This window comes from Microbulbifer maximicatervae (SeqCode) (assembly GCF_052468295.1).
Genome location: NZ_CP174340.1, coordinates 182,784 through 202,995, shown reverse-complemented (window position 1 = coordinate 202,995; position 20,212 = coordinate 182,784). Strand labels below are relative to the sequence as shown.

Below are 20,212 nucleotides of genomic sequence, written 5' to 3'. Positions count from 1 at the left end.
AGCTCATAGCTTTACTAGCCGCTTCCTCCCCACAAGACCTCAGGTGTCGCGGTTGCCATTCGTTAGTAGTTAGCGTTTAATGTAATCCATTAAATGGTGATCTACCACAGGGGACTTTCACCTAATTGGTCCACGTCCATGCTCGGCGTACTAAGGCCATCGCCCACGACCTTCAAACCGATGCGCAGTTTTTCGGCCGATTATGACGGCATTAGATGTACGAGCATACTGAGAGGAATAAAATTGAAAATAATAGTAATTGGATTTTTTCTTTCTGTTATGGCTAATGTGAGCCACTCTGCTGAGTTAATGCAAATTCCAGCAAATCCAGATAAAGGGTTCAATTACCCGTACCTGATAAAACTACCAGAAGTGGTGTCAAATCAGGATAAAACCTTTTTGATTGTCGAAACCAATAACACAGGAAAGGTTTCTGATGATTATGATATCCATCTTGAAGCTGCCAAAAAAGCAATTATAGGTAATACAGTTGGACCGTGGTTGTCTAAGAAGTTGTCCTACCCCATATTGATGCCGGTATTTCCTCGGCCTGAGTCGGCATGGCAAGTTTATACCCACGCACTTGATAGAGATTCTATGCTCGCGAAGTCCGTACCTTTCGAGAGATTAGATCTGCAACTTAAAGCAATGATTGAAAATGCAAACGATATACTGCATAAACGCTCGTTAAAGCTCCAGGATGGAGTCATACTGACTGGTTTTTCGGCATCTGGAACATTTGCAAATCGCTTTTCGCTGTTACATCCCGAGATTATTGAAATAGTTGTTGCTGGAGGGCTTAACGGTACATTGATGTTGCCTACAGCCTCACTTGATAGTCATAGCCTGAAGTACCCCTTAGGCATAAATGATTTCAATCAAATAGCAGGTAGAAATTTTAATCTAGATGAATGGTTGACTATTAAACAATTTCTATTCATGGGTGAAAATGACACTAATGATGCTGTCGCATATGATGATGCATACTCAGAAGAAGAACGTTTGGTAATCTATAAAACTACGGGTAAATCGATTCACCCAGAACGCTGGAGCAATTCCCAAGAAGCCTACAAAAAGTATGGAGCAAATGTGACTTTTCGTACTTTTAAAGGCGTTGGCCATGGCACCAATGGGGCTGTACATAGCGAGTTCCTAGCATTTGTGCAAGGCAACATCTAAATCGGGTAGCCGGTAGTATCTAGCTATCGGCCGCCAACACCTATCGTACGGGTTCGCCATGGATGGTTACCTACCGGTAATAAACCTCTACCCAACGATAGTATCAAGTAGCTCTTCATTTGAGCTGAGTGTCGTGGCAGTGCGCTACCTCAACTTTGGCCGACTGGAAACATATCGATGGGCTAGCCCTGTCTTTTAGCTCGTGGATTTAGGTTCAGACCTTCACCGTGTCCAAGGTATTAATTTTGGCATTTGGCTACTATGCCGTCTGATGACTCCTGTTTAATCACCTTGACCATTACTGACTAAGGCGTTGCTGTGTTCCACCACTTTTTTCTATCCTCACGATAGTGGCTAGCGGAGTGGGCCTATTTATGAGTCAACGGCCACGCTGACAGCTTCACAGCAGCAAACTAAACAGATCCCCCCAGATAAGAACGTGAACTTTCACTACACTACTGCATCATTGACTCTACCCATTAGATCACCCGACTTCGGTGTTCTTGGCTACCTCACCTACAGACTAAGCCTAATAGGATATTTCTATTCGTCAGCTCGTATTTTCCTAGCGGCTTCGTCTCCACAAGACCTCGCGGTATTATAGTTGCCATTCGCTAGTAGTTAGCATTTAATGGATCCCATTCAGCAATGATATTCCTACAGGGGATTGGTCCACGCCCATACTGTGCATACCAAGGCCAAGTAGCATCCCCCCTTCGGGAGCTGGACCTCGCTACGCTCGGCCGCTGTTGGCGGCGTTAGATTTTCTGCTTATCGGAGATAGGGAATGTCAACGAGAGAAATCTCCAAATATTATGACTCAACAGAACACAGTGATACTCGAGAAGATTTAATTTTTGCTCTTAGCGAAGTAAAAGGAAGAAAGGTTGCTATTGATTGTGGCTGTGGAGCAGGATCAGATATCGCTTATTTGCGCGGTAAAGATTTCACAGTTCATGCCTTTGATATCGAAAATGAATCTATATCTAGATGTCGTAAACGATTCAAAGATGATGAGCAGGTTATTCTATCAAAGGATAGTTTTAATACTTTTGACTATCCTGAGTCCTCGCTGGTAGTTGCTGATGCCAGTCTTTTCTTTTGTCCTGAAAAAGATTTTGAGTCAGTTTGGTTGAAAATAACTGACTCTTTGACAGAGGGTGGAATCTTTTGTGGTTCATTCCTAGGGCCGAAAGACACAATGGCTGGGCCTGAGTATGATAAGGAAGCATTTTGGAGTGATACTCTAGTTATGAATGAATCGAAGATAAGAAAATACCTCAGTAACTTTGAGCTATTAAAGTGGACTGAACATGACCTTTCAGGAGAAACTACAGATGGTACACCGCATCATTGGCATATATTCTCCATCGTGGCGAAAAAAAATCTAAATCGGGTAGCCGGTAGTTTCTAGCCCCCATTCCACCCATCGTGCGGCTCCGCAATTGGCGGTTCTCTATCCGTAATGAACCTCCGTTTTACTAGCGGCTTCCTCTCCACAAGATCTCTCAGTGCTGCAGTTGCCATTCGCTAGTAGTTAGCATTTAATGGAATCCATTGAACGGTAATCTCTCTACAGTGGGCTATAACTCCATTAGTCCATACCCATGCTAGGTGTACCAATTTGCTGCTAGACTTAGCATTGTGTGCTTCGTCATCACGCCAGGTGTTAAACACACGCAAGATTAGGAGTCCTCTCCGTTTTATCGCGGCTGCTGAACCCGATAATTGATAGAGGAAAGAATAATGGATGATTTAAGAAGCAGGGCTGCGAGAAGATCCAAGACCAAAGCTAAGCCCCATAAGAATAGTGCTAGAATTGGAAAGCCGAGGATTTCGGAGAAAAACTGGAAGTTGATGTATACATGCTCTGAAAAGCTTCGTAGAGCTAAGCAATTAGGGATCGAGTACCCCAAGCGAACTATGCTTCAAATCCTAAATACTGAGCTTCCTGAGAAAGATTAAGATATGCGAAATCTCTTATTCATATGTAGCCGGAATCAGTGGCGTAGTCCTACAGCTGAAGCCATTTGGAGAAAACACCCTGATTTCAACGCTAAATCTGCGGGTACCAGCCCGCGAGCTAAAAAAACAGTCAGCTCAGCGGATGTTCGCTGGGCTGACGTGATATTCGTCATGGAACAAAAGCATAAAAATAGGCTAATAGCAGAATTCTCTAGAATCCTGGATCATAAGCCAGTTCATGTCTTAGATATCCCAGATGAATACAAGTACATGGACTCAGAGTTAGTTCAAGAATTAGAATCGGTTGTTGGGGCATACTTGGAGAGTTAGTGCCGAGGTTCAGTCCTTAACAAATTTAGGTAAGCTGAAAAATTACTAGACCTGCGGTTCCGCAGTTTCCCTCTGCTAAAAACGGTAGGTGCGTAATATCGACAACCTCGTTGAGACATAATAATGAAGAAACTCAAAAACGAAAAAGAGTTAGTGAAAAAGGCTATAGCACTCGGTACTGCATATGGCACCAAGCGAGGAGTTGTCGAGTTCGAAGCTACCGATTCAGCTCACGAGAAACTCGAATATATTTACCGTCTTTTAGTTCACGATAAAGTAATTCAACCGCTTCCAGAAGACAAGATATCACAGAAGGCAATCATGCATAGGTTGGCAATTTGGGCTTCAAAGTACTGAGCGCTCTAATAGGATTTTCAACTAAATCAAGTAGTCGCTAGTGTCTAGCGAACCGCCCGATTCATACCGCCATCAGACAAGATACTTTGCCCATTGATGTATCGGGCTTCATGTGAAGCAAGAAAGACACAGGTCTGCCCGATTTCTTCGAACGTGGCAGTGCGCTGTGCGGGTATGGATCTGCGGGCAAACTCCGACAGGTTTACGTTTTCACAGAAGCCCGGCATTAAATTATTCATGCGAATATTGTATCTTGCATAACGATCACCATAGAGCTTGGCAAAACTGTGTAAAGCGCCACGCAGCATGCTCATCGGATAAGGCGCTCTCGGCTCAACCGTATTCATTGAAGAAATATTGACGAATGCCCCTCCCCCCTGCTCGATATAAATCGGCGTGACGATACGGGCAAGCTTGACGACATTGAGCACGTACATATCGAGGCTCTCATGCCAGAGATCATCACTTAGCTCGAGCAGGGGGCCGTTGAAATCAGGATCGAACCCTACTGTTTTAATTTCTTCCGGCACCCCGCCACCATGGCCCATATTGCTAACGACGGCGTCGATACGGCCATAGGTTTGCATCGTGTCGTCGACCATTGCTTGCAGATCTGCGGTTTCGAGAACCGAACCCTGCCGCCCTATGCCACCTAATTCCTTGGCCAGTTCAACACTGCGGTTGGAAGGGGACATCAACGAGACCTTGTAACCCGCCTTAGCCATTTCGCGGGCGCAGCCGGCACCAATTCCCTGACCAGTTCCGGTCATAATAGCAACTTTTGTTTCGGACATTACGCTATCCTCTTAGTGCAAATAATTCATGGGTAAAGATCAATATACGATCTTTAAAAGTGGCCTCAAAAGGATATAATTACATGTACTTATGAGTTTAATTCATACCAAAACACGATCTTTACCATCTTTGGCCGGCTTGCGTGGGTTTGAGGCTGCGGCAAGGCATATGAGTTTTACCGATGCTGCGAAGGAGTTGAGCGTTACGCAAACGGCGATCAGTCACCAAGTGAGAAATTTGGAGTCGAGACTGGGTGTAAAACTGTTCCATCGTGCGGGAAAGTCGATTTCATTGACCGATGCTGGGAAAAAGCTGTTATCCGAAGCCAGTGAATGTTTTGATCGACTCGAAAATACGCTCCACCTCATCAAAGCCGAGAGTCAATCTCCGGTGGTAACCGTGAGCGTAACCCCCAGTTTTGCCAGCAAATGGTTAATACAGCGGTTAGGTAACTTCTGGAGAGCCTACCCTGATATACAGTTGAATGTTCACCATACCCTGGCTCTTGCCAATTTCACTAACGATGGTGTCGATATTTCCATTCGAGCTGGTGATGGAAACTGGCAAGGCTCAGTGACCAGGCTTTCGTTGCCGCTCGATTTAAGCCCGATTTGCCACCCTTCGCTGCTTAACGGCAAAAATCCTTTGAAAGTGCCTTCCGACCTCAAGCATCAAACCTTACTGCATGAAGATAATTTCGACGATTGGGCATCCTGGCTCAAAGCAGCCGGGGTCGACGATGTCAATCCGCGATCAGGTAGCGTCATGAATGATAGTAACTCTCTCGCAATTGCAGTCGAAAACTGCCAAGGCGTTGCGTTGGGCCGAATATCGCTAATCGAGGATGACTTAAAATCTGGAAGAATCGTAAAACCATTCGATGTAAGTATTGATTCCAACTTCTCTTATTATCTTGTCTGCCCATACGAAAAACTTGATAGTCCTGGAGTACAGGCTTTTCGTAATTTTATACTCAGCGAGGTAAATCAATCTGTTCAACGCAAGTCCGGAGAGAGATAAGGTATCGCTTAACAACAATCAATTAGCTGGACACGGCAAAGCTTTACCGATAACCCCAAGCGTTAATAGTCTTATGGAAATAATCCATCTACAAGTAAAATATTTTCAGGAAATATTGATCCAGCGGTCTCGTAGCTAATTGATGCAAGGAGTTCTGAAAATAATAATGTTTAAAATCCGCAAAAGCAAAAAGTCATGGTCACGTAACTTGATTAGGCACCAGACTCAGCACTACATGTTTTGCTAGGTGCCAACAATGCTAAATACACACATTATATACACAAGTGTAAAATGCCGAACGGAGAACACATGAATAAAGTAAGGGATACATGTGATATTGAAGGTAGAAAATTTAGCAAATCAGAAATCAAAAAACTGAAAATAGAGCTCTAACAATACCCCACCCTAAAGATATCAACAAAGCGATCTTTCGCAATCTAAATATATTGATAATTACTTACCAAAAAAATACTAAAATTAAAAATAGAGCACCCCAAGCTTTAATACTTATTATTACTTAGCTTTGATTTAATAACTACATCATCAGTATTTAGAGAGTCACATATGAGCTCATGATAACCACGGGGCAGCAATGTTTAGATGAGATATTATTGCGATTATACCGTCTACAACACTAACTTATGTCCAACTTTATTGGCAACACAGTTAAAACAGGAAAACAAATAAATCACCAGCCTTGGAAGGGTAACAAGAGAAGGGGAAGTATGAAGTGGCTTAAGATAAGCCACTTCTATTACAAAAGGCTAATATCTACTAAAGCGGTAGCGGCATAGGTTTTTCATTCACCTTAAGCTCGCTGTCTTTCAGGCTGACATTTGAGATGTAGCCGTCATTGGTAGACACTAACAAACCTTGCTGTTCAAGAGACGCTAATATGGTCGGCACATGTTGAGCAGCGATTTGCTCCAGTTGCTCTTCACTCATACCTTGAGTTTGAGGGTTATTTTTCCATTTAGCTTTCATCACTTGTACGGCAATAAATTCAATCACAGCTTTATCGCCACTTAGCTCTCCGTCAACTAAGGTATGTGACAGCCAAAAAGCCGGATCTAGCGGTTGCTCGGGTAACGCACTGATGCCAACTAAGCTAGTATGAAGGTTACTGTTAAAGCTGCCTTGTGGGAAAGTTCCACGTAAGCTGGTAATGTTCAGTTGAGGCTCGCCAACCACTAAAGATAGCAAGTTTTCACTCATAAACTCCATTGTCTTAGCAGTTGCTTCTTCCGTAGGTAGTTTATTGAGTGAGACGGCAAACTCCTGATAAGACTTCATAAATTCCTGACTGATATTGGTGACCTCAAGCTCAAGAGCCAGATCTTCACCGTGGAATTCAGCTATATCGACCTTTTTAGTTCCATAGGCAACTTGCATATTCCCCAGCTGATTTTCTGGGTTGAGTTCAGTACTGGCTTTTATATATAGATCAGCAATGTCAACATTTTCTTCCTGCTCTTTATCATTTAACTTGATGGCGCCAAGGTTAATTGTTGTATCAGAATCATAAAAAGCACTCTCAAAAATTGCCTCAAGGGAGGAAGGTATGGTCATATCTACAGTCCACCTTTCAACCTTAACGTCCCTTAGCTCGGAAGTAACGGTAAGGCTATCGGCGCTCCCCAGGTAAGTTAGTTGCTCATCCTGATATTGCCCACTACCCTGAAAACCACTAAAAGTTAACTGAGTTTTTTGATCCTCAACATCAGTAGTAAATGGTGTAATGCTATCGTTATAGTAATAACTACCTAAGGCATTCATATTGCCATGGACCTGATAAAAAGGAGCCTCCTCAGCCCAAACCAAATGTTCACGCAATTGATCACCGGCGACTTCTAGCGTCCAGCCAAGCCATCCGAAACCGGCATGTTCACCGAAGCGAAAGGGGCCGTGGGAAGCACTGAAATCCACTTCTACAGAAAAAGATTCAAGTTCAGAGGTAACTGGTATATCCGCGAAAGCATTGACATCCATGCTCACCAAAAAGGTGGCCTGGGTTGAAAACCAGGATGAATCCATGTTTTTTACTTCAACCGTGTATGCCGAATTTTTATTCGCAGTAGCGAGTATTTCATCAATGGATGACTCGAGCTGAGCACCTACTATTTTAGGCCCAACAATACCGGTAAGCACTGCTGCCGGAAGCAATACACTTAATACTTTTTTCATTAAGATAAATCCAAACTACAAATATGATGATGGGAAATAAGTCTATTATTGCTATTATTATCTCATACTTACAGTTAGCTGTAAGTGAATATGTAAAATATTTATTCTTTTCGCTCTAAACTACAAAACGGGCGTCCCACAACAACAATATGTAAAGCGGACTCTATGAAACCCGCCACATTAACTATCTTGACTGACGCCCGTGATGGCAAAGGGGGAGGTTTCCCTCACCGACAATGCAAACGCCTTGCTCAACTGTAATTGGCACAAATTCTTATGCTCTTTAAAGGATCGTGTAAATGTAACCGTTGACGATTTGAGGTTCAGTTTACTGGGCCACTCGAAGGTTTAAATCCACGCGTATGCGATTGTAATTATTGTCAAGCTAACCCATCACGCATTATTAGTGATCCAAATATGTTAGTAATTTTCATTAGAGATGGAATTTCAACTAGACAAAATGGGGATCAGCTCGCTAATTTCTATCATTGTAAAAGTTGTAATCAACTGTTAGCCGTAGGCTGCGATATAAATAGTCAGCTTCGCGGAGCGGTAAATCTCAACATATTGAACGACATGAATGAAATTGGCAAACCTGTTCAAGTGAAGCCAAGACTATTAAGTGCCGAAGAAAAACTAGAACGCTGGGGCAAGTTGTGGGGCTACCTCAGTGGGCTTTAAAGGCATAATAAGATACAGCAATAGGTCCTGTTGATCACAGAGGCCGCCAAAATATCGCCTCAACCGAAGTGATCTTGAACTTTCAGGATATTAACACTAATACCGCCTAACCCAACTTTGTTCGCCCGGGTAAATAACCATAGCGCGTAATAGAGGGTTTACCACCCTTGGTTTTCAATGAGTGGTGTAGGTCAAGCAATTCAATTTGCTCAACCTGAATCGCTTGCGCCTTCTTTAGCGTTATCCTTAATCAAGTCAAATGAAATCGTTTTCCACAGTGACACGACACTACCATCATTCATGGAAAAGCATTCCTCTTGATTGTTAATTGGGCCAGATCAATCAGTGCACCGCATCACAGTCTTTCTATCTCAAACACCAGAAAAGTCACATCTAATTAGCTTCTTAAATTTCTCTTTGAGATTGATAGACATTGTTGAGGTCTTCTCCTATAGAAAGGTTAAGGCGAGTCAGTTTTGCATTCAGAGTTACCACAACCGCTAAAACGACCAATAGGACAGTAGCTGGTAAAGCAGTGCTGAGCGCTTGCCCAGCCAACAGGTGCGATCCCGCAGCTCCGATCAAAGCGATGGAGAAACCTGCATATCCCCACTGTTTAAGTGTTTCAAACTTTGGTTGAAGGATTACAATCGCGCCGATCAAATAGGCGGTACCTAAGATTTTCAACAAATATAGGGGGTAGCCTAGTTCATTCGCTGCCTGAACGAGGTCCTCTTGCCCAGATAGTTTGGACATGCCTGATGCCGCCATAAGCACTGCGAACAAAGAAGAGACCACATAAAAGATGACTGCTTGTTTTCTCATGAAGGGAATCCTGTTTCATTGAATAACATGCACAGATTAGGTGTTCCCTTATTGCAGTTATATAGACAAAAAGGCAAACTGGTATTGCATGAATGCAACGTCAGGTTTGTGATATGGATTGGAACGATTTGAAGGTCATTATCGCGCTTGCAGAGAAAGGAACCTTAAAGGCGGCTTCTAGGCAGTTGAATGTTAATTCAACCACTGTGTGGAGGCGGATCCAGCAGCTTGAAAGCGAGCTTTCAACGCAGCTATTTATTGTTAGTCGTCGCGGCTACCAACTGACTGAGGCGGGACGAACTGTTTTGGATAGTGCCAAGCGAATGGAGTCATTGGCCGATGGCATCCTCATTCAAAGCTCTCTGCAACATGACAAAGTTCAAGGTTTAATTCGTGTTACCGCACCCTCAACAATGGCAACGACCACTTTGCCCGAGTGGGTTAGTGAATTCCGGAGGCCATTCCCCGACGTTGAGTTTGAGATCCTTGAAAGTGAGCAGGCTCTGGATATCGAGCATCGCGATGCGGACATTGCCATTAGGGCAAGTCATACAGCACCGGAAAACCTTATTGCACGTAAAATGAGAGATGTAAACTTAAGCATCTATGCCTCTGAAGACTTTTTGAAGGCTAGAGGGTATAACGCTCCTTTCAAGTTGTCCGAAATTGAACACCTAACAGCTATTGACTACGTGCACTTAGATAACCCAGCAGTGCTCTGGTATCAGAAACGAATTAAACACAACGCTAAATCCATATATTGCAATTCTATCACTACAGCATTGAACGCTGCGCTTAATGATCAAGGAATAGCTTTGCTACCAACTGATGATTCGTATGATCTTGTCGAACTCTATCGATTGGATGCTAAGTACAACTCATCCTTGTGGATTCTGGCTAATAAGGATCTGAGAAACACAGCACGTATCAAGGCTTTTTGGGGCTTCTTAATAACTAAAATGGAAAGTTATAAAGTTCAATGATTTAAATATTTCTATACAGCCCAAGAAATCCGAATTGGCCCGTCTAAATTTATGAATATCCTAATCGCGGAGTCGCTAAACCCTTTGCCAATATGCACTACAATACCTAATGGAGAAATGCGATGATCTATGGAAAATGGTAAAGATAGACTTCTAGACAAATTAATCACATCAGGCATTGGACAGACCAATGATCACAATTATCAGTCTGTAGTTAAATAGGACTACCAAATGTTTATGGTACCTTTTATGGATTATGTTTAGTTAGTAGCCCTTGATAACGGCTACCTAAAAATCGACCTAATTACCACTTATGCTAAGCCAATTTTTAGCAACCTTTCTGGCATCGGTGGTGTCCGAAGAGAGACGTAAATCAATCTTGGAATGAGTGCCGACAAATCAAACCTCCGATTAAAGCGATATTGAAATTCTGCCAAATAGCGCTGTGCATATTTCGGCCTAATAGCATGGTAAGTGCTACGTAGCGCACTCTTTAAATTACCAAGTACTGTATTTACCCAATAGAACTCAGGCTCTTCAACAGAAGCTCGGCCACCACCACAAACAATTTTGTCATGTACACAACCGGCCTCCTTAATGGCATTGAAGCATGGAAGACCATCTGAGATGACTGTGCTGCCACTGCAAAGGTACTTTTTACTCCAGGTTGAAATTTCACTGCTTTTGAAGCCCTTGATAATTGAGAGCTTAATACGGGTTGGGCGTCCCTCCTTGGTTGTTTCAACGGCCGCCACAAAGGGAGTTTTACCCTTGGCTCCGCGCCCGGGCTTGCATCCAGTACGCTCACCACCGAGATAGGCATCATCTAGTTCAATAAAACCGGACAGTTTGTATCGTTGGTCTCGCTCCATCATCACTTGCATGAGTTTCTGCTTCATACGCCATGCTGCGTTGTAAGAGATACCTAGATGTCGAGATAGCTCCATAGAGGAAATGCCCTTCTTATCCTGAGTAATCAGGAAAATACCGAGAAACCAGGTGGTGAGGGGGAGCTTCGTGGAGTCAAAAATTGTACGAGAGGTAATCGATGTCTGACGCCGACAATGGTTACATTGCTTAAGCTTGCGATAAGCGAGGTCGCAATGCTTGTCATGCCCGCAGTGAGGACAACTAAAGCCATTGGGCCAACGCCACTGCGACAGTGCATCGAAGCACTGTTCCTCGCTGCCGTACATTTTGAGGAATTGGGTCAAACTAATACCCTTCTGAAACTGTACCTTGTTGCGAGCCATGGCGTATTCCCTTGCAGATCAACGAGATAGCTGTATTTATATACAGTTACGCATAACTTAGCAAGAGTGGTAATTAGGAAAATCGATATAACATAATCACTCGTAAACATAATTAACAAAAATACTGTAGATTGGACGCACCAATGCGCGTCACCGCTTACAGCATTCCAGACACTCAGCCAGTTTCTTAATGATTTTCGCCCCATTTTAATTTGTCAGTATATTTACCTACTTGGTTGCCTTTAACGTCCAGCACGGTGATTGACACACTTATTCCATTCCTTTAGTTCTCTCTAGTCTTATGCTTTCAGATCAACATATCTACTTCTTCTCATACTCGAGCCATATCCAGCTCTCCTGGCTGAGGGATTTGAAGGTATCTCTTGCGGAAATAGATGCGGAACCCGAGGACGTTAGACGCAAAAGAAAAAAAGGTAGGCGTAACGCTTCCAGAGCTTGAAGAGTCGCTCCAAGCCGCTGAATGTTCTTCACTTTATTGAAGAAGAGCGGGTTTCTAGCGTATGATCCATGGTGATGAGTTAATTTCAGCAAGTAAAGCAGGCCTTAAAGATGTTGATTTTATCAAAGGTAATTTAGTGATCCCTAGTACTGGGGAAGTATTAGCACAAGATGTAACACCAAATGAAGCATTTAGTAAATTAGAATCATGGCATCAAACTAAAATGCAGATGAAACATGGGAAATGTGAAACATGAGATTATTTTCAGAATTGGGTGGTTTTATTATTTTTTCTCCTGAGCAGTTAGAGGAATTTTGTCAGCAAAGAGATATAAAGAACGATATTATGTCTTTTTTAACGAGTGATGAGTCTGCAGATATTATAACCGTTAAGGGAATAGCAACTCCAATTTTAAATCTTGAGCCAGATGATTATAAGATTGAAGTTGTAATTGATTGTGAAACAAACTTTATTAATCAGAAAGCATCAAAGGGATGGGTTTTTAGCTCAAATGGAAAGCTCTGTATTTGTGGTGCTGGGTACTTTTTTGATTACAATTATAATCAACTTGTGAATGAAGGGAAGATTTTTGAACGACAAATAAATGAAGGTTGGCACTCAATGTCAGTAACTTTACCAGAAAGTGATCTACTTAGAATCCATTTAAACAGTGAGAAAATATTACCAAAATGTTTTGGTGATTATCATTTTGATTTTTATAATTAATAACAGTAAGTATATCTAAGCCAGCCGACAATAAATTTTCAACATGAAAGTCATTGTGGGTTTGACTAACCTTTTATTTATTTTGTTTTTTCAATTTTATGGATGGATGTTGAACTCGATTTTTTCATTCCCTTCAATTCAGTTATCAGAAAATCTCAATAAAAACCCATTATCGCTATGATGCATAGGAAGTGCTTTAAGGACGTTAACAATGGATAGATATGGAGAAATAAATGGTTTAAATAATCCATATAAAGATCTGAAGAAAAAGAAGCAATATGCTTGGTTTCAACTATTAAGTGCAATCCTTTTATACCGCAAGTAGATCATCTTGCAGCCCCACAAATAACTCATTCGGTGACCTTCCACCCCGACTCGCTCTTGGTCTACTATTCAGGCGATCCATTACAAATTGAACCTGCTCGTCTGTTACTTTATTAAAGTCGGTATCCTTTGGAAAATACTGCCGGATGAGGCCGTTAGTATTTTCATTAATCCCTCTCTCCCAAGATGAATAAGGGTGAGCAAAATAAATATTAGCTTATAAGCCTTCTGCAATTGTTTCATGACCAGCAAATTCAAGACCATTATCGAAGGTAATTGTTTTGATTTTATCTTTGAAGCTCACCATGTGACTAACCGCTGCTTCAGCCAATAAGCCTGATCGTTTACCTGTTAATCTGATAATAACAGTAAATAACGTCTTGCGTTCGACCATGGTCAGCAAAGCTCCACCACGCCCCTTGCCTATAACGGTATCACCTTCCCAATCACCTATCCGATTCATTCGATCAACAACCGCTGGTCGTTCATCTATGCTCACTCTGTTTTTGATCTTTCCGCGTCGATCATACTTACCGTAGCGCTTACGATAGGGCTTTGATACAATCCTAAGATGCTTATATAAGTCTCCGCCATTTGCCTGATCTAAATAAATAAGTTGGTAGATCGTCTCATGATGTAACGATACACCTGTATGTCTCTTTAAATAGCTTGCAGTCTGCTGAGGACTTAATTCTTTCCGGGTTAGGATGATTATTTGTTGCCACACTCCATCAGTCACTTTCTGTGCCTTATACGCTTGCCGGCGTCTAAGCTCCGAAAGCTTATGTGCTTGCTCTGGGCGATATCCTCGCAAGCCTGTATTGCGTCGCAGCTCTCGGCTGATCGGCGCGGGGTCCCTCTCTAACAGTTTTGCTATTGCTTTTTGAGAGTGTCCGGCTTTTTTTAAACTGTAAATCTGGTATCGTTCGTTTTCGCTCAGTTGGTAGTAGCTCATCTGTGCCTTTCTCTTGGTCGGGAGAGGTGCCGACTCTACCAGCTGAGCCCTCCCTTACCAATTGCACTTATTATCCGAAACCAAGAGATATTTAACCGAGCTAGAATCGGTGAATGACTTTGAATCGATAGAACTTAAAGCAGAGCATATTGGCATTTTAATTCAGGTAAAGTCAGCGATAGGACAGCTTGAACTATGCGAAAAGTATGGTATCAGCGCAGGTTCACTAGTAAGTAGTTTACCCAAAACTGAAAATCCAAATTTTTGCTACTTAGTGGTACATGAAAACGAGTCGTCGAACCCTGATAACTGGGAGGAAGTTATCTTCGAAGGACAGAAAATTCAGTTTAGTGGTGGTGACCTTGTAATTCGCAAGTAATCAACACACAGTAAATCATTGTCGCCAATCAACAAACTGCTTGTATATTACAATTCTTATAGAAGTTAAGCACTATAGACCCACGCCGAAAGCATGCCTAAAAAGAGACTAAAAGGTACTCAGACGCAAGTAATGACTACTATGACAATAAGAGCAATTTGCTTATTAATTTTGGTTTTAGGAATCACAATCCTCTTTGGCATTATAAAAATCCACAACCCCGATGTAAGCTTTGAAAGCTCAGATGGCCATTGGGGAGACTCTGAAGTTCAATTTAAGGGGCGGGATTATTCCGTAATAGAAGAAGGGTTCCGTAGGTACAAACTTCAATGTAACGCAAGCGATGTGTACCTTGTTAGAAATACTGAGAAGAATTGGATAAATGTACTTGCTTGGCCAAACTACCTCACTCATAACAAGTGGAAGGTCCCATACAGAACCGCAAGTGGAGTGCACTATGATGGAATTATTAGGTGCCAAACAAATCAATAACATCACATTCTAATTCCAGTACAGCGTATCCCTAAAATACCGATCTGCTTTTAATCAGAGGAATAGTTTAATAGCAATAGGACCCTCCTTCATCTTCTGAAAACTGGCGCACATTTTCATTTATTCAGCTGTCGCAAGACATTACATAACCCTACCGAATAAAAAGTATACACATAAGAATTAAACGTTCCTTCGCACCACTGGCGCTATCTCCCGCAACGATTTATAAATCAGACAAGCGAATAGGATTACCGACAACTAAAAAATTTCTCAGAAAAGCAATAATCGTTTTTCAAATTATCTCTTCTTGCGTGAGAGCACCCTCAAAATCAGAATTCTTGATTTGCCCTTTTACTGCAAGACCAGTGATTGATACGGGCTTCGCCCGCAGAAACATGGGAGAGCGAAGTTGAATTACCCGGATCAGTTCACTCCTCAGATTTGGCCATTGATTGTTTATTGTCTGGCCGTATTTGCCCTAATTACCTTAATGCTCAGCCTTTCCTATTTTCTCGGTCAAAAACGCAGAGATCCGGCTACCGATGAGCCCTATGAGTCGGGTATTGTTTCCCAGGGCAATGCGCGTCTGCGCCTCTCTGTCGCCTATTACCTTGTTGCCATCCTGTTTATCGTCTTCGACCTGGAGGCGATTTACCTGTTTAGCTGGTCCATCGCATTTTATGAAACTGGCCTGCTCGGGTTTATCGAGGCCACCGTATTTATCGTGATACTGCTGGTGGGGCTTATTTATCTGTGGCGCCTGGGTGCACTTGACTGGGGCGGATACCAGAAGAGTTTGGAGAAACGCCAAAAACCCCAATAACAACAATGAGAATTCATAATGCGCTGGAAGCTGAGCAAAGCCGACGACCTGATTGCTACCGAACACGGCAATCCTTCTGAAGAAATAAGCACTCAAGATTTAGAAAAAAATATTCTCCTTACCAAACTCGAAGAACTGGTTTCCTGGGGCCGTTCAAATTCCCTATGGCCATTTAACTTCGGGTTGTCCTGTTGTTATGTAGAAATGGCCACCGCCTTCACCAGCCGCCACGACATCTCCCGCTTTGGCGCTGAGGTCATCCGTGCAACCCCGCGACAAGCGGATTTGATTGTAATTTCAGGGACAGTTTTCCTGAAAATGGCACCAGTGGTACAGCGACTCTACGAGCAAATGATCGAGCCCCGTTGGGTCATCTCCATGGGTTCCTGCGCAAATTCCGGCGGTATGTACGATATCTACAGTGTGGTTCAGGGGGTCGATAAGTTTCTCCCGGTCGATGTTTATGTGCCCGGCTGTCCACCACGCCCAGAGGCCCTACTGCAGGGATTGACCTTGCTGCAAAAGTCGGTGGCTGCGGAGAGACGAGCCTTCAGCTGGGTTGTGGATGATCAAGGAACTCACAAGGTTCCAAAGCCCAGTCAGCGTGATCTCCATAGGGAGGAACGTATGAAAGCTGACATGCTACGTGCGCCCGACAGTGTTTAGGCTTCATGGAATAAGAAAAAAACAACGGAATAGCCAATGACTGGCGTAATTGCGAAAACTGTCCACACAGCAACTCCCTACAGGAAAGCAGCAGAGGCATTTATTCGGGATCTCGACACCGGATACAAGCTTCACTCGTTCTGGTGGCAGCCACACTGTGATGATATGCCCACACTGTGGATCGAGAAACATGCCTTGATCCCTCTTTTGCTCTTTCTCAAGCGGGATATCGCCCAGCCATTTGAAATGCTGTATGACCTGAGTGCTATCGACGAACGGCTGCGGGTCAACCGTGGGGAGGGAACCGAAAAACAGCCTTCCAGCGATTTCACCCTGGTATATCAACTACTTTCATTTACCCGCAATTTATTTATTCGTATCAAGGTGGCTCTTCCCGAGAGTGATCTGAGCGCACCGACTATTACTGCCGTTTGGGAGAATGCCAACTGGTATGAACGGGAAGTGTGGGATCTATTCGGTATCGACTTTCCCGGTCATCCCCATTTACAGAGAATCATGATGCCCCTGACCTGGAAGGGGCATCCACTGCGCAAGGATCATCACGCCCGAGCTACCGAAGTCGACCCATTTAGTCTGTCAGAAGAGAAGGAACGCAAAGAACAAGACGCCCTGCTGTTCCGGCCGGAAGACTGGGGCATGGCCAGGAGTAATGAAGACTCAGAGTTTATGTTCCTCAACCTGGGCCCGAATCACCCCAGTGTACACGGGGTATTCCGTGTAGCCCTTCAGCTGGATGGTGAACAGATTATCGATGCAGTGCCAGATATCGGTTACCACCATCGCGGTGCGGAGAAGATGGCCGAGCGCCAGGCTTGGCATACCTATGTGCCCTACACTGACCGTATCGATTACCTCGGCGGTGTCATGAACAACCTGCCCTATGTGATGGCACTGGAGCAACTCGCCGGCATTAAGGTCCCTGAACGCGCACAGATGATACGGGTGATGATGTGCGAGTTCTTCCGCATATCCAGTCATCTGGTATTTTTTGGCACCTTTGCCCAGGACGTGGGGCAGATGTCTCCCGTGTTCTATATGTTTATCGATAGGGAAAAACTGTTTGGAATAGTTGAGGCCATTACCGGCGGCAGGATGCACCCGGCATGGTTCCGTATCGGCGGTGTAGCGCAGGACTTACCCCAGGGTTGGGACAAGATGGTGCGGGATTTTCTCGACTATATGCCCGCACGATTAGCCGATTACGACGGCATGGTCATTAAAAATAAACTCCTGCAACGCCGCACCCGCGGCATTGGTGTCTACGATACGGCGGAGGCGTTTGAGTGGGGGGTTACCGGGCCAGGCCTTCGCGCCACGGGCCTGGATTGGGATCTGCGCAAGAAACGCCCTTACAGCGGCTATGATCAGTTCGAGTTCGAGATTCCCAGCTACGATGGTGGGGACTGTTTCGACCGCTGCCGGGTCCGGGTGGACGAGATATGGCAGAGCCTGCGGATTATCCGCCAGTGCCTGGAAAATATGCCTGCAGGCCCTTATAAGTCGGACCACCCTTTGACTACCCCTCCACGAAAAGGCCGCACCATGGAGGATATCGAGACTTTAATTCAGCACTTTGTGAATAACAGCTGGGGACCGGTAATGCCAGCCGGCGAAGTGTGTTATCCCATTGAGGCCACTAAAGGAATCAACAGCTACCAAATCATTAGTGATGGGGGGACCACCTCATACAGGACCCGAATTCGCACCCCTTCATTCCCACACCTGCAAATGATTCCGTTAATGTCCAACGGACTGTTGATTGCTGACCTTATTGCCATTATTGCCAGCATCGACTTCGTCATGGCGGATGTGGACAGATAACAATAAAAAACTACGGCACGCACAGGGCCGTATAGCAGCGGAGTAGAAAAGTGCACGGAAATACACCCAGCGTTTCAGCCATCGCACACACAGATGGCAGCAGCGCCTCAACGAAACCTCCGCAAGTTCTATCTCGGGGGCGACTATGTCCAGCTTACTAGAACCGGAATTGATTGAAGTAATGGAGCAAGGCAATAGCAATTCAGCAGACAACCTGGCGACCTTAACAGTACAAGAAAAAGAGGAAATTGATCAGGAAGCCACCCACTACCACGAAAAAACTTCAGTGGGGCTCGAGGCGTTGCGGATTGTACAGAAACATCGCGGCTGGATTTCCGATGAGAGCCTCCAGGCAATTTCCAATTATCTGGATATTCCCGTTGCAGAACTTGAGAGTGTCGCCACCTACTTCCAGTTGATTTTCCGCCAACCAGTAGGCAAGGAAGTGATCTACCTGTGCAAAAGCTCCAGCTGCTGGATTATGGGTTGCGATAATTTGCAGAAAAAAATATCTGAGCGCTTAAATATCCAGCCTGGAGAGACCTCCGAAGATGGGATTTTTACCCTGCTGGAAACACCCTGCCTGGGAGATTGTGACAAAGCCCCAGTCCTTATGCTTGGCGAGGAAATGCACCGCCATTTGGATGAGAAAGGTATTGATGAATTAATCGATAAGAAGAAAAAATACCATGCTGACAAATCCACTGACTAAAAATATTTCCAGTGAAAATATTGCCGCCACTATAGAGCAATATGTGGAAAACGACGGCTACCAGGGCTGGCGCAAAGCCATCACCATGGTACCGGACGATATTATCAACGAAGTAAAAGATGCAGGCCTGCGTGGACGCGGTGGAGCGGGGTTTAACACTGGGCTGAAGTGGAGTTTTGTACCTAGGGGTGAAGATTCGCCCAAACAAAAGTACGTTGTCTGTAACGCCGATGAAATGGAACCCGGCGCCTTCAAAGACCGATTGCTAATGGAGCGAGACCCTCACCTCCTTCTAGAGGGAATGGCTATAGCCGCCTATGCCATTGGCGCCTCTCACGCCTATATTTTTATTCGTGGTGAATACCACCTGGCTGCAAAGCGGCTCGAACAGGCAATCGATGAAGCCAAGCAGCAGGGCATGATTGGAGAAAATATTTTCGACAGTGGCTTTAATCTGGAGATCTGTCTGCACCGCAGCGCCGGTAACTATATCTGTGGTGAAGAAACCGCACTGCTAAACGCCCTTGAAGGCAAGCGGGCCATTCCCCGTGCCAAGCCCCCCTTTCCACAGGTCAGCGGGCTTTGGGGCAAACCCACCGTCGTTAACAATGTAGAGACCTTGTGCAACCTTCCGCATTTAATTAGCCACGGCGTGGAGTGGTACAAAAACCTTAGCCGGGGTGACGATGCGGGAAGCAAAATATTTGGTGTTAGCGGCAAGGTTAATAATCCAGGGGCTTGGGAACTCCCAATGGGGACGCCCATTCGCGAAATTATTGAACAACATGCCGGTGGCATGAAAGATGGCCTGCAACTGAAGGGCATTCTTCCCGGTGGAGGATCGACCGACTTCCTCGGCCCGGACCACCTCGATCTTCCCATGGATTACGACGTTATCGGCAAGGCCGGCAGCCGTATGGGGACCGGCACGATTACCGTGCTCGACGATAAAACCTGCCCTGTAGGCCTGGTACTGAACCTGACCCAGTTCTTCGCGCGGGAATCCTGTGGCTGGTGCACCCCCTGCCGGGACGGCTTGCCCTGGGCGGTCAAAATTCTGGAGAGAATAGAGTCTGGCCAGGGGACTAAAGAAGACTTGGAACTCCTCAGGGAACAGTGCGAGCGTATTGGCCCCGGCAATACCTTTTGCGCCCTGGCTCCCGGCGCTGCAGAGCCTATACAAAGTGCGTTAAAACTCTTTGAACAGGATTTTATCGACCATATTGAAGGCGGTTGTTGCCCCTACCAATAAATTAGCGCG

Annotated in this window: 18 protein-coding genes and 1 pseudogene; 14 read left to right on the top strand and 5 right to left on the bottom strand. The window is 44.6% G+C overall.

The window, feature by feature from the left end; genetic code table 11:
- The first annotated feature begins 243 nt into the window (after positions 1–243).
- From ACJJIQ_RS01150 to ACJJIQ_RS01135, 3 genes are all read left to right on the top strand, one after another.
- Complete coding sequence (locus tag ACJJIQ_RS01150; protein ID WP_445363438.1) at positions 244–1,179, top strand: hypothetical protein; 936 nt, start codon at positions 244–246, stop codon at positions 1,177–1,179.
- A 787-nt stretch (positions 1,180–1,966) separates the two neighbouring features.
- Positions 1,967–2,593 carry a class I SAM-dependent methyltransferase gene (locus tag ACJJIQ_RS01145; protein WP_445363437.1) on the top strand — a complete coding sequence of 209 codons (627 nt, stop codon included), beginning with the start codon at positions 1,967–1,969 and terminating at the stop codon, positions 2,591–2,593.
- A gap of 1,004 nt (positions 2,594–3,597) precedes the next feature.
- Complete coding sequence (locus tag ACJJIQ_RS01135; RefSeq protein WP_413664607.1) at positions 3,598–3,831, top strand: DUF5062 family protein; 234 nt, start codon at positions 3,598–3,600, stop codon at positions 3,829–3,831.
- A gap of 44 nt (positions 3,832–3,875) precedes the next feature.
- On the opposite strand, the gene ACJJIQ_RS01130 is transcribed toward ACJJIQ_RS01135, so the two are convergent.
- Positions 3,876–4,625, bottom strand: coding sequence for an SDR family oxidoreductase (locus ACJJIQ_RS01130; protein WP_445363436.1), 750 nt, complete (start codon positions 4,623–4,625; stop codon positions 3,876–3,878).
- 91 nt (positions 4,626–4,716) lie between these two features.
- On the opposite strand from ACJJIQ_RS01130, the gene gcvA reads away from it, so the two are divergent.
- Entirely contained in the window at positions 4,717–5,646 is a 930-nt protein-coding gene (gcvA, locus tag ACJJIQ_RS01125; protein ID WP_445363435.1) for a transcriptional regulator GcvA, read from the top strand.
- 774 nt (positions 5,647–6,420) lie between these two features.
- Here the strand turns inward: gcvA and ACJJIQ_RS01120 are convergent.
- Positions 6,421–7,830, bottom strand: coding sequence for a YdgA family protein (locus ACJJIQ_RS01120; protein WP_445363434.1), 1,410 nt, complete (start codon positions 7,828–7,830; stop codon positions 6,421–6,423).
- 417 nt (positions 7,831–8,247) lie between these two features.
- On the opposite strand from ACJJIQ_RS01120, the gene ACJJIQ_RS01115 reads away from it, so the two are divergent.
- The gene (locus ACJJIQ_RS01115; RefSeq protein ID WP_445363433.1) at positions 8,248–8,511 is read left to right on the top strand and encodes a hypothetical protein; all 264 of its coding nucleotides are present in this window, start codon (positions 8,248–8,250) and stop codon (positions 8,509–8,511) included.
- 405 nt (positions 8,512–8,916) lie between these two features.
- Here ACJJIQ_RS01115 and ACJJIQ_RS01110 read toward each other — a convergent pair whose 3' ends face one another.
- On the bottom strand, positions 8,917–9,336 hold the full coding sequence (locus tag ACJJIQ_RS01110; RefSeq protein WP_445363432.1) for a DoxX family protein: 420 nt from the start codon (positions 9,334–9,336) through the stop codon (positions 8,917–8,919).
- Positions 9,337–9,449: 113 nt separating this feature from the next.
- On the opposite strand from ACJJIQ_RS01110, the gene ACJJIQ_RS01105 reads away from it, so the two are divergent.
- A complete protein-coding gene (locus tag ACJJIQ_RS01105) occupies positions 9,450–10,319 on the top strand; it encodes a LysR family transcriptional regulator (protein WP_445363431.1) in 870 nt (289 codons plus the stop codon).
- Between the two features lie 311 nt (positions 10,320–10,630).
- Here ACJJIQ_RS01105 and ACJJIQ_RS01100 read toward each other — a convergent pair whose 3' ends face one another.
- Positions 10,631–11,572: an IS1595 family transposase gene (locus ACJJIQ_RS01100; RefSeq protein ID WP_445362153.1), complete on the bottom strand. Its 942-nt coding sequence runs from the start codon at positions 11,570–11,572 to the stop codon at positions 10,631–10,633.
- A gap of 521 nt (positions 11,573–12,093) precedes the next feature.
- Here ACJJIQ_RS01100 and ACJJIQ_RS01095 point away from each other — a divergent pair.
- Positions 12,094–12,288, top strand: coding sequence for a hypothetical protein (locus tag ACJJIQ_RS01095; protein ID WP_445363430.1), 195 nt, complete (start codon positions 12,094–12,096; stop codon positions 12,286–12,288).
- Complete coding sequence (locus tag ACJJIQ_RS01090) at positions 12,285–12,758, top strand: hypothetical protein (RefSeq protein WP_445363429.1); 474 nt, start codon at positions 12,285–12,287, stop codon at positions 12,756–12,758. The genes ACJJIQ_RS01095 and ACJJIQ_RS01090 overlap by 4 nt, the downstream gene beginning before the upstream one ends.
- Positions 12,759–13,068: 310 nt before the next feature.
- Here the strand turns inward: ACJJIQ_RS01090 and ACJJIQ_RS01085 are convergent.
- Positions 13,069–14,037: pseudogene (locus tag ACJJIQ_RS01085) on the bottom strand (IS30 family transposase).
- Between the two features lie 109 nt (positions 14,038–14,146).
- Here ACJJIQ_RS01085 and ACJJIQ_RS01080 point away from each other — a divergent pair.
- From ACJJIQ_RS01080 to nuoF, 6 genes are all read left to right on the top strand, one after another.
- Complete coding sequence (locus ACJJIQ_RS01080) at positions 14,147–14,416, top strand: hypothetical protein (RefSeq protein WP_445363428.1); 270 nt, start codon at positions 14,147–14,149, stop codon at positions 14,414–14,416.
- Between the two features lie 901 nt (positions 14,417–15,317).
- Entirely contained in the window at positions 15,318–15,731 is a 414-nt protein-coding gene (gene ndhC / locus ACJJIQ_RS01075) for an NADH-quinone oxidoreductase subunit A (RefSeq protein ID WP_444906223.1), read from the top strand.
- Between the two features lie 18 nt (positions 15,732–15,749).
- Positions 15,750–16,397, top strand: a complete 648-nt coding sequence (locus tag ACJJIQ_RS01070; RefSeq protein WP_282934025.1) for an NADH-quinone oxidoreductase subunit B — start codon at positions 15,750–15,752, stop codon at positions 16,395–16,397.
- 36 nt (positions 16,398–16,433) lie between these two features.
- Positions 16,434–18,239, top strand: a complete 1,806-nt coding sequence (gene nuoC / locus ACJJIQ_RS01065; RefSeq protein ID WP_445363427.1) for an NADH-quinone oxidoreductase subunit C/D — start codon at positions 16,434–16,436, stop codon at positions 18,237–18,239.
- A 145-nt stretch (positions 18,240–18,384) separates the two neighbouring features.
- Complete coding sequence (gene nuoE / locus ACJJIQ_RS01060; protein ID WP_444935065.1) at positions 18,385–18,951, top strand: NADH-quinone oxidoreductase subunit NuoE; 567 nt, start codon at positions 18,385–18,387, stop codon at positions 18,949–18,951.
- Positions 18,929–20,203, top strand: a complete 1,275-nt coding sequence (gene nuoF, locus ACJJIQ_RS01055) for an NADH-quinone oxidoreductase subunit NuoF (RefSeq protein ID WP_444939847.1) — start codon at positions 18,929–18,931, stop codon at positions 20,201–20,203. The genes nuoE and nuoF overlap by 23 nt, the downstream gene beginning before the upstream one ends.
- Positions 20,204–20,212: the final 9 nt, after the last annotated feature.